Origin of the sequence: Metaclostridioides mangenotii (genome assembly GCF_018917235.1) — a bacterium.
Classification (GTDB): domain Bacteria; phylum Bacillota; class Clostridia; order Peptostreptococcales; family Peptostreptococcaceae; genus Metaclostridioides.
The window spans coordinates 191162-205168 of record NZ_JAHLOF010000001.1 but is presented as its reverse complement, the minus strand read 5'-3'; the positions used below and the strand labels follow the sequence as shown (position 1 = coordinate 205168).

Annotated in this window: 14 protein-coding genes and 1 riboswitch; of the genes, 13 read left to right on the top strand and 1 reads right to left on the bottom strand. The window is 30.9% G+C overall.

Annotated features, from left to right (window positions below; genetic code table 11):
- The first annotated feature begins 51 nt into the window (after positions 1–51).
- The 9 genes from KQI18_RS00970 to KQI18_RS00930 all read left to right on the top strand — a co-directional run bounded on the left by KQI18_RS00970 (position 52) and on the right by KQI18_RS00930 (position 10877).
- Positions 52–1419 (top strand): amino acid permease, encoded by a 1368-nt coding sequence (locus tag KQI18_RS00970; RefSeq protein ID WP_216465627.1) that lies wholly within the window; start codon positions 52–54, stop codon positions 1417–1419.
- Positions 1420–1521: 102 nt separating this feature from the next.
- Positions 1522–1827 (top strand): GIY-YIG nuclease family protein, encoded by a 306-nt coding sequence (locus KQI18_RS00965; protein WP_216465626.1) that lies wholly within the window; start codon positions 1522–1524, stop codon positions 1825–1827.
- A gap of 72 nt (positions 1828–1899) precedes the next feature.
- Positions 1900–1995, top strand: a riboswitch (TPP riboswitch).
- 97 nt (positions 1996–2092) lie between these two features.
- Positions 2093–2887 (top strand): bifunctional hydroxymethylpyrimidine kinase/phosphomethylpyrimidine kinase, encoded by a 795-nt coding sequence (thiD, locus tag KQI18_RS00960; RefSeq protein ID WP_216465625.1) that lies wholly within the window; start codon positions 2093–2095, stop codon positions 2885–2887.
- 77 nt (positions 2888–2964) lie between these two features.
- On the top strand, positions 2965–3750 hold the full coding sequence (thiM, locus tag KQI18_RS00955) for a hydroxyethylthiazole kinase (RefSeq protein WP_216465624.1): 786 nt from the start codon (positions 2965–2967) through the stop codon (positions 3748–3750).
- A 29-nt stretch (positions 3751–3779) separates the two neighbouring features.
- On the top strand, positions 3780–4415 hold the full coding sequence (thiE, locus tag KQI18_RS00950; RefSeq protein WP_216465623.1) for a thiamine phosphate synthase: 636 nt from the start codon (positions 3780–3782) through the stop codon (positions 4413–4415).
- 120 nt (positions 4416–4535) lie between these two features.
- The gene (locus tag KQI18_RS00945; RefSeq protein ID WP_216465622.1) at positions 4536–5327 is read left to right on the top strand and encodes an ABC transporter ATP-binding protein; all 792 of its coding nucleotides are present in this window, start codon (positions 4536–4538) and stop codon (positions 5325–5327) included.
- Positions 5317–7395, top strand: coding sequence for an ABC transporter permease subunit/CPBP intramembrane protease (locus tag KQI18_RS00940; protein ID WP_216465621.1), 2079 nt, complete (start codon positions 5317–5319; stop codon positions 7393–7395). The genes KQI18_RS00945 and KQI18_RS00940 overlap by 11 nt, the downstream gene beginning before the upstream one ends.
- 60 nt (positions 7396–7455) lie before the next feature.
- Complete coding sequence (locus KQI18_RS00935) at positions 7456–8082, top strand: PepSY domain-containing protein (RefSeq protein ID WP_216465620.1); 627 nt, start codon at positions 7456–7458, stop codon at positions 8080–8082.
- Between the two features lie 260 nt (positions 8083–8342).
- On the top strand, positions 8343–10877 hold the full coding sequence (locus tag KQI18_RS00930) for an FAD-dependent oxidoreductase (RefSeq protein WP_216465619.1): 2535 nt from the start codon (positions 8343–8345) through the stop codon (positions 10875–10877).
- A 109-nt stretch (positions 10878–10986) separates the two neighbouring features.
- Here the strand turns inward: KQI18_RS00930 and KQI18_RS00925 are convergent, their stop codons facing one another.
- Complete coding sequence (locus KQI18_RS00925) at positions 10987–11682, bottom strand: superoxide dismutase (RefSeq protein WP_216465618.1); 696 nt, start codon at positions 11680–11682, stop codon at positions 10987–10989.
- A gap of 226 nt (positions 11683–11908) precedes the next feature.
- On the opposite strand from KQI18_RS00925, the gene KQI18_RS00920 reads away from it, so the two are divergent.
- The 4 genes from KQI18_RS00920 (at position 11909) to KQI18_RS00905 (ending at position 14007) form a co-directional block, all read left to right on the top strand.
- The gene (locus KQI18_RS00920; protein ID WP_216465617.1) at positions 11909–12487 is read left to right on the top strand and encodes a TerD family protein; all 579 of its coding nucleotides are present in this window, start codon (positions 11909–11911) and stop codon (positions 12485–12487) included.
- Between the two features lie 70 nt (positions 12488–12557).
- Positions 12558–13136 carry a TerD family protein gene (locus KQI18_RS00915; RefSeq protein WP_216465616.1) on the top strand — a complete coding sequence of 193 codons (579 nt, stop codon included), beginning with the start codon at positions 12558–12560 and terminating at the stop codon, positions 13134–13136.
- 36 nt (positions 13137–13172) lie between these two features.
- Entirely contained in the window at positions 13173–13283 is a 111-nt protein-coding gene (locus KQI18_RS14530; RefSeq protein WP_216466229.1) for a TerD family protein, read from the top strand.
- Between the two features lie 94 nt (positions 13284–13377).
- Positions 13378–14007, top strand: coding sequence for a TerD family protein (locus KQI18_RS00905; RefSeq protein WP_216465615.1), 630 nt, complete (start codon positions 13378–13380; stop codon positions 14005–14007).

Sequence of the window (14007 nt, the reverse complement as noted above, 5' to 3'; positions counted from 1 at the left end):
TAGAACTCTTTATTTTTACTTGAATGATTTATATTGGGAGGGGAATTTACTATGGAGTCTGAACAACTGGAAAGAGGTTTGAAGAACCGACATGTGCAGTTAATAGCAATTGGAGGTGCCATAGGAACAGGGCTATTCTTAGGATCTGGTAAGTCGATACACTTAGCAGGGCCATCGATCCTGTTAGCGTACTTAATTACTGGTGGTATTTGTTTCTTAATTATGAGAGCTTTGGGAGAGTTACTTATTTCAAACTTAAATTACCATTCGTTTGTAGATTTCGTTGGGGATTATTTAGGTGATGCTTTTGCATTCGTTACTGGATGGACTTATTGGTTCTGTTGGGTATGTATAGCAATGGCTGACTTAACCGCAGTAGGAATGTACATTCAGTTTTGGTTCCCAAGCGTACAACAGTGGGTACCAGGTTTAATTTGTTTAGTGATATTAATAATTATGAACTTAGCTACAGTTAAACTATTTGGTGAAATGGAGTTCTGGTTTGCTCTGATAAAAATTATAGCTATATTAGCATTAATAATTGTCGGAATAGTCTTAATTTTCAAAGGGGTAGAGGCCGATGGAACGAAAGCAAGCTTCTCAAACTTGTGGAATCATGGATTCTTTGCAAATGGAATAAATGGATTTATTCTATCATTCCAAATGGTAGTATTCGCATTCGTTGGAATAGAGCTTGTTGGTCTTACAGCTGGTGAAACAGAAAATCCAGAAAAAGTTATACCAAGTGCTATAAATAATATACCTATACGTATACTTATATTCTATATTGGAGCTTTAGCAGTTATAATGAGTATTTACCCATGGAATCAGGTTGATCCAACTGCAAGTCCATTTGTTAAGGTATTTTCAGTAATTGGGATAACGGGAGCTGCAAGCATTGTAAACTTTGTAGTTTTAACTTCAGCAGCATCAGCTTGTAATAGTGGGGTATTTAGTACAAGCCGTATGGTATTCTCACTAGCTAAAGAGGGAGATGCACCTAAATCTTTCAGAAAATTAACAAAACACAAAGTGCCAGCGAACGCAATATTCTTCTCTGCTTTAGTTGTTGCAGTATCTGTTGTACTTAATTACACAATACCAAGTGCAGCAACTGTATTTACAATTATTACTAGTGTTTCAACAGTTTGCTTTATCTATATCTGGGGGATAACTATAATTTGTCACTTAAAATATAGAAAAACTAGACCTGAGTTAGCAGCTAAGAATAAATTTAAAATGCCTCTTTATCCAGTGTCAAATTATATAATATTGGCGTTCTTAGCATTCGTTTTAGTAGTTCTTGCATTGGCAGATGATACTAGATTTGCTTTATTTGTAACACCAGTTTGGTTTATAGCACTTGCAATAATTTATAAAATCAAAAAATCTAAAGAAGCTAAGCAATCAGCAAATTAAATATAAAATACTACGCTCAATAAATTGTTGTAAGCATAGAAAATTTATTGATGTTAAGATAAAATAATATTTATACAACAGCATTTATTAGGTGGTGATTAATTGTTTTATACTTATATCATTGGATGTAAGGATGGTAGTCTCTATACTGGATATACGACTGATATAAAAAGAAGGATAGAGGAGCATAAAAAAGGTATTAATTCAAAATATACAAGAGCGAGAGGCTTTTCTGAACTAAAGGCATTGTTTCTAACTTCTAGCAAAAGTATGGCAATGAAACTTGAATATTCTATAAAGAAACTTGATAGAAATAAGAAGCTACTTGTGATTGATGATCCGAAGATATTAGAAAAGTATTTAGATAGTACCTTAGAATATACAATTTGTGATTTAAGTGATATATAGCATAAAATTGATTGTATATCAGCTTGACATAAATAAACAGTGTATTATAATTATATTTAGATATAATTAAATAGAAAAAGCTAGGGGCGCAATTTTGCTGAGAGGATATTCCGACCCTTTTGACCTGATCTGGGTAATTCCAGCGTAGGCAAGCTATACTTAGATTTTGATATTAGAAATAATTATTTATAATTTAAAAGCTATGCCCGATTGGGTGTAGCTTTTTTTATGTATATTATTAAGTATTATCTTAGGAGGTATAGATATGAAAAAATATAGAGTACCAACATTAACAATAGCTACATCAGATTCATCTGGTGGAGCTGGAATACAAGCAGATTTAAAAGCATTCAGTGCACTAGGAACTTATGGTATGAGTGTAATAGTTGCTATAACTGCTCAAAATACAGAAGGTGTATACGGTATTGAAGCGCTTAGTACAGATATAATTGAAAAACAGATAGATGCAGTGTTTACAGATATATTTCCCAAAGCAGTGAAAATTGGTATGGTGTACAACAGTGAAATTATTCAAAAGGTAACAGAGGGGTTAGTAAAATATAAGCCAGAATATGTTGTGCTTGATCCAGTTATGATTTCAAAGAGTAATTGTCCTCTTTTAAAACCAGATGCTGTAGAAAATTTAATAAAAAAACTAATACCGCTTTCTTATATTTTGACACCGAATGTGCCAGAGGCAGAAGAGATAACTGGAATAAAAATAGAAACTATAGATGACATGAAAAAAGCAGGAGAAATGATATTAAAAATGGGTGCTAAGAATGTCCTTATAAAAGGCGGACACTTAGATGGAGATGCTGTCGATGTGCTTATGGGAGAAAATTTACTTGAAATATACTCAGGTAAGAGATTCGATAGAAAAAATACACATGGGACAGGTTGTACGCTTTCTTCTTCAATAGCATCGCATCTTGCCTTAGGATATGATATCAAAGAAGCAGTGAGATTAAGTAAAATTTACATATCTGAAGCAATTGAACATAGTTTTGATATAGGTAAAGGAGTAGGACCGGTGCATCATTTCTATAAGTTTGAGTAGTTTTGGATTTAAAGGAATTTCAAATTTATAAATAATATTAGTTATAATGAAGATAAATGTGATTGGGAGGGGATTTTATGAAAGCGTTATTTAATTTAGTTGATGAAGTTAGGCTAGCTAAACCTCTAGTTGTGCAATATACCAATAGAGTCACTATCAACGACTGCGCAAATGTAACTTTAGCTGTGGGTGCAAGTCCTATTATGAGTGCATCAGTTGAAGAAGTAGACGACATGGTAAGTTCAGCAAGTTCTGTAGTTATAAATATCGGGGATATGGAATCAAGCGATCTATTTATTAAAGCAGCTAAAACTGCAAATAAGTACCAGATACCAATAGTATTAGATCCTGTTGCAGCTTTTGCATCTAAAAAAAGAAGGGAATTAATTGAAATACTATTAAAAGAGGTTAATTTTACAGTTATTAAAGGCAATATATCTGAAATGAAGTTTTTGGCTGGGTTCGAATTTAATGGTAGAGGTGTAGATTGTTTTGATGAAGACGATCCAACTGAAGTTGCTATAACGTTGGCAAAGAGATATAATTGCATAGCCGCTGCAACAGGGAAAATAGATGCCATAAGCGATGGTAAAAAAACCTACAAAATTTTAAATGGGGATGAAAACTTACAGAGTATAACAGGTACAGGTTGTATGTGTACAAGCTTAGTCGGATCATTTTTAGGAGCTACAGATAATGCGTTAGAAGCATCTACTATGGGGATTTTGTCTATGTCACTTAGTGGTGAACTTGCAGGTGCAAATAAGCCTAATATAGGAACATTCAGAGTTAAACTAATGGACAATTTAAATAGTTTAAGTGTAGATAAATTAAAGTCATTTGCTAAGATTGAGCTTGTATAAAGCAAATCATAATACGGAGGTTATATTTGATGGTTGATAGAGAAAAGTTAAAACAAGAACTTAAACTGTATTTAATTACCGATTACGATATGATAAAAGAGAGAAATTTTTATAAATGTATCGAAGATGCTTTAAAAGGTGGGGTAACAATATTGCAACACAGGGAAAAAAATGCATCTGGAAAAGATTTTTTAGATAGAGCGTTGAAACTTAGAGAACTAACTAGAAAATATGGCGTAAAGCTTATTATTAATGATAGAGTGGATATAGCTCTTTTGTGTGATGCTGATGGAGTTCATGTAGGTCAAAGTGACATTGACGCTAAAAGTGTTAGAAAGTTAATTGGAGATGAAAAGATATTAGGTGTATCTGCTAAAACTACAGAAGAAGCAAAAAGGGCCTTAAGTGATGATGCAGATTATATTGGAATTGGATCAATGTTTGCTACAGATACGAAAAAGGATGCAGAGTCATCTACATTTGATATTGTAGATGAAATTCGAGACAATGTAGATATCCCCTTTGTTCTTATTGGAGGAATAAATTTAGATAATGTGGAACAACTGTTTCCATTGAAGAGCAGTGGATATTCAGTGATATCCTCAATTCTTAAAGCAGATGATATTTATAGCCAAACTCAAAAATGGATATCTAGGTTAAGTTAAGCATATAATTATATAACTAAAAGTGACTTATGTCACTTTTTTTTATTACCTTTTATGATGGAAATTTTTTGATGTAATTGGTATTATTAGTAATAGAGATGTAGAGGGGATGTGATATATATGATAAAAGTAAATAATCTTAGTAAAATGTTTACAAAAGAAGTAAAAGACAATAACAACAAAAAAAAAGGATTTAGAACTAAAAAAGAGGAGTTTTTAGCAGTTAATAATGTAAGCTTTGAAGCAAATAAAGGTGAAATAGTAGGAATACTGGGTCCAAATGGTGCAGGTAAGACTACTCTTTTAAGGATGCTTGGTGGAATTCTTACACCAACATCAGGAGATATAACAGTTAGGGGGCACAATTATTCAATAGATAAGAATACAGCTAAAAAAGAAATAGGATATTTATCTGGTAATACAAAACTTTATGGAAGACTATCTCCAAGGGAGTTATTAAAAATCTTTGGAAATTTATACGAGATGGATAAACATGAAATAGATAGAAATATAGATGAAATAATAAGTGTAATGGATATGGATGAATTTATTGATAATAGAATAGAAAATCTATCTACTGGTCAAACTCAACGTACATCTATAGCTCGCTGTTTGATTCACTCGCCACAAGTATACATATTTGATGAACCTACTCTAGGATTAGATGTATTAAGCAGTTCATCAATCATTGAGTTTATGAAAATGGAAAAGCAGAGGGGAAAAACAGTTTTATACTCAACACACTATATGGAAGAAGCAGAGACTCTATGTGATAAAATTATAATGATTCACCAGGGTAGAATAATAGCTCAAGGTACTTCAGAAGAGTTAAAGAAAAAGACTACTAAAAATAATTTGAGAGATGTATTTATTGAGCTTGTTAAGATAAGAGGTGAGTTTTATGAGGTTTAATATAGTAAAGCAAGTGTTCAAAAAAGAAATAATAGATATACTGAGAGATAAAAAAACGCTGTTTATGATGGTAGTCCTTCCTATAATTTTATATCCTCTTATTATGGTAGGGACGTCACAGATAATGATGATGTCTATGAAAGATTTAAATAATCAGGAAATAAATATCGCTTTTAGTTCTAATCCAGAAAAAGAGCTTATTGATGTATTAAATAATCCAAAGCCAAAACCTATAAATAACAACGGTGAAAAACCACCAAAGATAAATATTGTTAAAACAGATGACTATAAAAGAGCTATTTCAGAAGGAAAGTTGGATGCGTATATAGCCATTCAAAATAAAGAAGGTGAAAAAGAGTATAGTGTCTACATAGATTCATCTGCTAATAAAGCTTCTGTAGTATCTAGTAGAATTGAAGATACTTTAAACGAATATAAAGATAACTTAGTAAATAAAAACATAGAAAAGAGCGGATTAAGTCCCTACAAAGTGCTTAACCCTATAACATATAAGGAAATTGATGTGGCTAGTAGTGAGGAAGTAGCAGGGAATCTTTTAGGAAGAATACTTCCATTTATACTAGTTATAGGAATACTTATGGGAGCTATTTACCCAGCTATAGATGTAATGGCGGGGGAAAAAGAGAGAGGTACTCTAGAGACATTGTTTACACTACCAATATCAAATTTAGAATTGGTAATTGGAAAGTATTTATCGGTATCTTTGGTTGCAGTACTTTCAGCTGCATTTAATATATTGTCAATGGGACTTACAATGGCTCTGTTAATTAACAGTTCAGGTGATCTTGGAGATATAGGGATATCATTTTCAAGCTTTAGCAGTTTAACAATGCCAATACTTATTACACTAATATGTATATGTATATTTGCTATGGTGATATCAGCAGTCAGTATGTGTGTGTGTTCTCTTGCTAAAAGCTTTAAGGAGGCGCAAAACTATATTACTCCACTTATGCTCATAGTTATGTTACCTTCGTATGTTTCAATGATTCCTAATATGGAGTTAAATGGAGCCAACGCTATGATTCCAGTAGTAAATATTTCTTTGCTTATAAAGAGTGTACTATCATTTGATAGCAACTTTACTCTTATTGGTTTAGTACTTTTATCAAATATTATATTTGTAATAATATCTCTATTAGTGCTTTCAAAGTTGTTTAATTCTGAAGAAATATTGTTTGGAGATGGTAGAGGATTTTCTTTTTTAGAGAAGCGATCTAACATTAAAAAGGGTACAATGCCTAAGCCAAGTGATGGGTTTGCAGCGTATGTAGTTGCTTTAGTCTTATTAATATATGTAGGAAGTTACGTACAGATGAAATACGGTATGTATGGGATTATCATGACTCAAGCAATGTTTTTACTTATTGTATTTGCATTTGCTTTCTATATAAAAGCTAACCCAATCGAGGTTTTTAGCTTAAGAAAACCAAAAATATTAGCTGTAATAAGGTCTCTAATTCTATATATACTTGGATTTATGGTTGTAATATTTATTACAAATTTAATTTTGAAGTTACTACCAGAAAATATGGAAGTTGTCGAAGCTTTGAATGATGCACTATATATAAAAGATAATATTTTATTAAATATAATAATTATTGCGGGAACTCCAGCTATATGTGAGGAGTTACTATTTAGAGGATTTATATATTCCTCTCTTAAAAACATTCAAACTAATAATAAAAATAGCAAAAAACCAGTTGTATTTGCTATTTTAGTTAGTTCATTATTATTTGGTATTATGCATATGAACTTTATTAGAATAATACCAACTACGATACTTGGATTAATTTTTTCTTATTCGTTATACAAGTCGGGATCAATTTTTGTACCAATGCTTTTACATTTCATAAACAATACGATATCAGTTATAAGTATGCATTATGCAAAATCTAATCCTCATGTTGGATTTATAACAATGCAAGATGATCTTTTAGCATTTGATATAAAAAAATATGTTGTATTATTTATAGCCTACTTTGTAATATTTAGGAGTGTTAAGTTTATAAGAGAGAAAAGAGATATAGATTGCATAGTTAAATAATAGGGTAATAATAATCAACTTATATGTAAATAATAATACTAAAATAAGGAGGTTATTATAATGAAAAAATTAAGTGCGTTACTTACAATGCTAGTTTTAGTATCTTCTTTAACAGCTTGTGGTATGAATAACGATAAAGAAAGAGACAAATCTGATAAGCAAAGTACAACAAGTGATGTAAAAGATGAACTGTATGAAAATAATAAAGAAACAGATAAAGTAACTAATGAAGATACCTTAATAGGAAAAAATTTCAAATTGTCTCATAAAGATGCTATAGATAAATTTAACGAGAAGCACAAAAATGTAGATATCATAGAAATAGAACTTGATAAAAATCACAATAATTATCTTTATGATATAGAGGGTGTTGATGATGAAAATGAATATAAATTTACTATAGATGCAAACACTTCTGAAATTGTAAAAGATAAAACGGAGATGTTAGACGATAATGAAAAAAACGGGGCGCTAAGAGAAAGAAAGATAAATTTTGATGAAGTGATTGCGCCAGATAAAGCAATGGATATAGCACATAAAGAACATAGCGGTATTGTAAAAGAGTGGTCTTTAAAAAATGAAAAAGGATCAACTTATTACACTATAAAAATAATTGAGGACAAAACTGAGTATAAAGTTAAAGTAGATGCAAAAAACTCTAAAGTTTTAGAAGTAGAAAGAGATTAACTATTTAAATTAAATGGTATGTGATATGCCATGCTTAGAATTTTTACTTAAAAAAGCTGCATTCAAAAACTAATTAAGAAGTTTTTGAATGCAGCTTTATTTTATAAATAAACTTTTCTAAGAATAAATACATTAAAAAGCATATTTTCTATTGAAAGTTTAATTAAAATTCATATGAAAAAATAATAATTTATAAAAATTTGTTTAGTAATTAACTAAGTGTGGTATAAATATAACAATATAATTGGGAGGGGAAAATTATGTCGTTGAAATCTTTAGAAATTAAAAAAAATTTATACTGGGTAGGAGCACTTGATCCAAATCTTAGAGTGTTTGATATTATAATGTATACTCCATATGGTACTACGTATAATTCATATGTACTAAAAGGCAGTGAGAAAACAGTATTATTTGAAACTGTGAAAGACAGGACATTTGAGCAATACATTGAAAGACTAGAACATTTAGAAATTGACCTAAATACAGTCGATTATATAGTTGTAAGTCATACAGAACCTGACCATGCAGGTAGTGTTGAAAAGATGTTAGATTTAGCACCAAATGCTAAGATAGTTGCATCAGAAAGAGCTCTTACTTTTCTTAAGGAAATCGTTAACAGAGATTTTGAATATATAACTGTTGAGGATGGAGACACTCTTTCAATAGGAGATAAAACATTAGAATTTTATTCTGTACCTATGCTACATTGGCCAGATACAATTTACACTTATATCAAAGAAGATAAAACATTGGTTACTTGTGATTCATTTGGAAGCCATTATAGCAATGACAAAATAGTAAATACATTAAATGAAGAAGAAGAAAAAAATTATCTGGAAGCATTGAGATATTATTATGACAATATAATGGGACCATTTAAGCCTTTTGTTGTAACTGCAGTAGATAAAATAAGAGATTTGGATATTGACATCATATGCCCTGGGCACGGTCCAGTTCTCACTGAAAACCCTAGAAGAATAGTGGATTTATACTATAAGTGGAGCTCTGAGGAACAATTAGTTTTAGAAAAAGAAGTAACCATATGTTATGTTTCAGCTTACGGTTACACTAAGACTTTAGCTGAAACTGTAAAGGAATATATAGAAAAAAATAGCGATTATAAAGTTAATACATTTGATTTAGTAGAAAGTAAACCAGAAGAAGTAATGCCTACTGTTATAAAATCTCAAGGTTTATTACTTGGAACTCCCACTATATTAGGTGATGCACTTCCTCCGATATGGAATATTTTAATGTCGCTTAATCCAGTAATTCACGGTGGAAAGGTTGCATCAGTATTTGGTTCATACGGATGGAGTGGTGAAGGTACTGATAACTTGATGGAGAGATTAAAACAGCTCAGAATGGCTACAATTGAACCTCTTGCAGTTAATTTTAAACCATCTCATGTGGAAATCGGATACATCAACCAATATGCCGATAAATTTTTAGAAAAATTAAATCATATATTCTCTAAGAAAAAGGGTAAGAAGAGATTTAAATGTGTGATATGTAATGAAATATTTGATGGAGATGAACCGCCACAAGTATGTCCAGCATGTGGTGCAAAAGAAGATCAATTTATAGAAGTATATGAAGAAGAAATTATCTTTCACAAAGATACTAATGAGCATTATGTAATTGTAGGTAACGGTGGAGCCGGATTCTATGCAGCAGATGCTATTAGAAAGAGAAATAATACTTGTGATATAACTATGATTAGTGATGAAAGTGAGTTGACATATTACAGACCAGCACTTTCAGATGGATTAAATGAGTCTTTGGGAAAAGATTTTTATGTAGCAGATAAAAAATGGTATGAAGATAATAATATAAAAGTCTTACTCGATACTAGAGTGGATAGGATAAATGATAAAGAATCTACGATTCTTATTGGGAATGAATCATTGAAATATGACAAATTAATAATAGCTACAGGTAGCAGTAATTTAATTCCTCCTATTTCTGGTCATGATTTAGATAATGTTTACACACTAAGGAATAAAAAGCATTTAGAAACTATAAAAGTTGCTACTGATAAAGCAAAAAAAGTTGTTGTTATTGGTGGAGGTCTTCTTGGGTTAGAAGCAGCATGGGAATTTAAGCTAAAAGGATTAGAAGTTGTTGTAGTAGAAGCTATGGATAATATACTTTGTAGACAACTTGACTCAGAAGGAAGTAAAATGCTAAGAAGATGTATAGAGGAAGATGCTAAGGTAAAAGTTATGACAGGTGTAGCTGTTGATTCTATAGAAGAATCAGAAGGCACTACAAGTGTAGTTTTTAAAGATGGGAGCAAAGTTTACTGTGATATGGTAGTATTCTCTATAGGAGTAAGATCTAACACAGATATAGCAAAAGATACGTCAATAAAAGTTGAAAGAGGAATCGTAGTAGATAGGAACATGAAAACATCAGTAGATAATATCTTTGCATGTGGGGATGTTGCACAAATAGAAAATAAAGTACTCGCAATCTGGCCAACATCAATAGAAATGGGAAGAATTGCTGGTGCAAATGCATGTGGAGACAAAATTGAGTTTATGAACGAAAGCTATCCAGTATCATTAGATGCTATGGAATCTAAAGTGTTCACTCTTGGAAATATTCGAGATTACGATGGAGAATTATACTTAAAAGATTCAAAAAATAAAATTTATAAAAAACTATTTATGAAGGATGACAAATTAGTAGGTGCAATATTAATAAACGACATGAGTTCAACAGTAAAAATAATGAGACTTCTTAGCCAAGAAGCTTCAACTCAAGAAGTAGCAAAAGAACATATAATATAAAAGGTTACAAAATATAAAAAGAAGTATTATAAATAAAAATATGAAGAAGACACGCAACACAACAGCTTGAAAAATAGGCTATTACTGTGTGTGTCTTCTTCTTTCCATTTTATTTACTATTTAAGTTTTCTAGAGCTTTATTCCAATTTACCACATTAAACCAGTTATCAATATAATTTGCTCTGACATTTTTATATTTCAAATAATATGCATGCTCCCATACATCTAATCCTATTATAGGTGTTAGATTATCAGAGATTGGACTGTTTTGATTTGGTGTAGTAACTATAGAAAGGTTACCGTTAGAATCCTTTACCAGCCAAGCCCAACCAGATCCAAATACACTTAATGCAGCTTCTTTAAACTGTTCTTTAAAGTTTTCATAAGATCCAAAATCTTTTTCAATAGAAACTCTTAGATCTTCAGATGGCTCAGTCTTCTCTGGAGTCATAATATCAAAGAAAAACTCATGGTTATAAGCACCACCACCATTATTTAGCACAGATTTTTGAATATCTTTTGGTAGAGAACTAATATTCTTTAGGAGATCTTCTAAAGAGTATTTATATAACTCTGGATATTTTTCTAGGCTTTTGTTTAGGTTATCTACATAAGTTTTGTAGTGTTTATCATGATGTAAAGTCATAGTTTCTTTATCGATATATGGCTCTAATGCATCATATGCATAAGGTAATGGTTTAACCTTAAAACCAGTAGTATTAGCTGTTAAGGCAATTGAGTTAGTTAATGCTGAAATTGTAAATATAAATGATAAAACTAAAGTAACTAAAAATTTTTTCTTCATTAAAATCACCTCATTACATAGTATACCTTTGTTATTTAAAACTATTAAAAAATTAAATGGTATATCTTCAATAAATTTCTTTTTAAAATTTTAAAAATTAGGTTAAATCATTAGAATCTTATTAGAATAGCAGTAATTTAGAGGACATAATTATATAAAAAATGATATAATACTATTAATAATGAAGAAAAAATTTAATAATAACATAAGTAAGGAGAGTAAAACTATGGGTATAACATTAGCAAAAGGACAAAAAGTAGATTTGACAAAAACTAATCCAGGGCTTAATAATATTTTAGTTGGATTGGGTTGGGATACTAATAAATATGATGGTGGATTTGATTTTGACTTAGATTCAGCCGTTTTTTTAACTGGATCTAACGGAAGCGTTACTAATGATGGAGATTTTATTTTCTACAATAACCTAAAGCATAGCTCTGGTTCAGTAGAACATTTAGGTGACAATAGAACTGGTGAAGGTGATGGAGATGATGAAGAAATACTTGTAGATTTATCGAAAGTGCCAAATGAAATAGATAAAATTTCATTTACAGTTACTATTCATGATGCTTTGGAAAGAAGACAAAATTTTGGGCAAGTAAGCAATTCTTATATAAGGATAGTAAATAAAGATTCAAATGAAGAACTTATTAAGTATGAGCTTGGTGAAGATTTTAGTATAGAGACAGCAGTAGTTGTAGCAGAGATATACAGACACAATGGTGAGTGGAAGTTTAATGCTTTAGGAGCAGGATTTGAAGGTGGTCTTTCTGCGCTTTGTGGAAATTTTGGTATAAATATATAACTATTAATATAAATATATAATTATACAGTACATATATAAATTTAAAAATATAACTGACGGGGGGATTTTTATGGCAATAGTATTGAAAAAAGGACAAAAAATAGATCTGACAAAAGGAAATCCAGGTCTAAAAAAAATAAAATTAGGTTTAGGTTGGGATACAAATTCATTTGACAGTGGCTATGATTACGACCTAGATGTCAGTGTTTTTATGGTAGGTAAATCTAATAGAGTTGAGAGAGACGAAGATTTTATATTCTACAACAACTTAAAGCACAGTTCTGGTTCAGTAGAACATTTAGGAGATAACAGAACTGGTGAAGGAGATGGAGATGACGAGGAAATCATAATGGATCTACCTAAAATCCCTGATCATATAGAGAAAGTAGCAGTAACTGTAACAATATATGATGCTGAGCAAAGAAGACAAAATTTTGGACAAGTTTCTAATTCATACGTTAGAGTTTTAAACACTGATAATGAAGAAGAAATACTTAGATACGATCTTGGTGAGGAGTTCAGTATAGAAACAGCAATAACTGTATGTGAAATCTATAGATATAACGGTGAATGGAAGTTTAGCGCTGTTGGAGCAGGATTTGAAGGTGGACTTGAGGCACTTTGCAGAAACTACGGTTTAAGTGTGTAATTCATCAACATTGGAGTGTGAAATGTTTATGCTCGAATAGATAAGTTTTTATTTGTAGTAGATATCTTTAACTTTTTCGAAAAAACAAATTTCGGTATGATAAAAAATACATTCATAAGAGTAGTAGATCAGACAACAGATAAATAAATGGCTTATTATTATTTATCTGATAACTATGACAATATGAGGACATTGATAGTAGGGTGTATTAAGAGAAGAGTATTTAATTTGGAGGTTTAGTATGTCAATTAACTTAAAAAAAGGGGACAAAATAGATTTAAAAAAATCAAGCCCGGGTCTTAGTAAGATCACGGTAGGCCTTGGATGGGATCCAGTATCTGAAGGTGGGGGAGGTTTTTTTAAATCTCTCATGGGTGCGAGTAAAGTTAATATAGATTGCGATGCGTCTGTCTTTATGCTAGATAATAAAGATAAACTTGACAATGTAAAAGATTTAATTTACTTTGGAAATTTAAAAAGTAAATGTAGATCAGTTATACACACTGGAGACAATCTTACAGGAGATGGAGATGGAGATGACGAGCAAATATTAGTTGAACTTGATAAACTACCAAGTAAAATACATAAACTATTATTTGTTGTTAATATATACGATTGTGCTCGTAGGAATCAGCACTTTGGTATGATTAAAAATGCTTTTATAAGAGTCGTAGACCAAACTACTCGCAATGAGATAGTAAAGTACAACTTAACTGATAATTATGCTGATAAGACAACTTTAATAGTTGGATGTATATATAGAAAAGATGGTAGTTGGCAATTCGAAGCAATAGGTGAGGGAACTAAAGATGCAAGTCTTACTGAAGTTTTAAAAAATCTAGACAAAATTGAGAGAGGCTATGGAATCTAA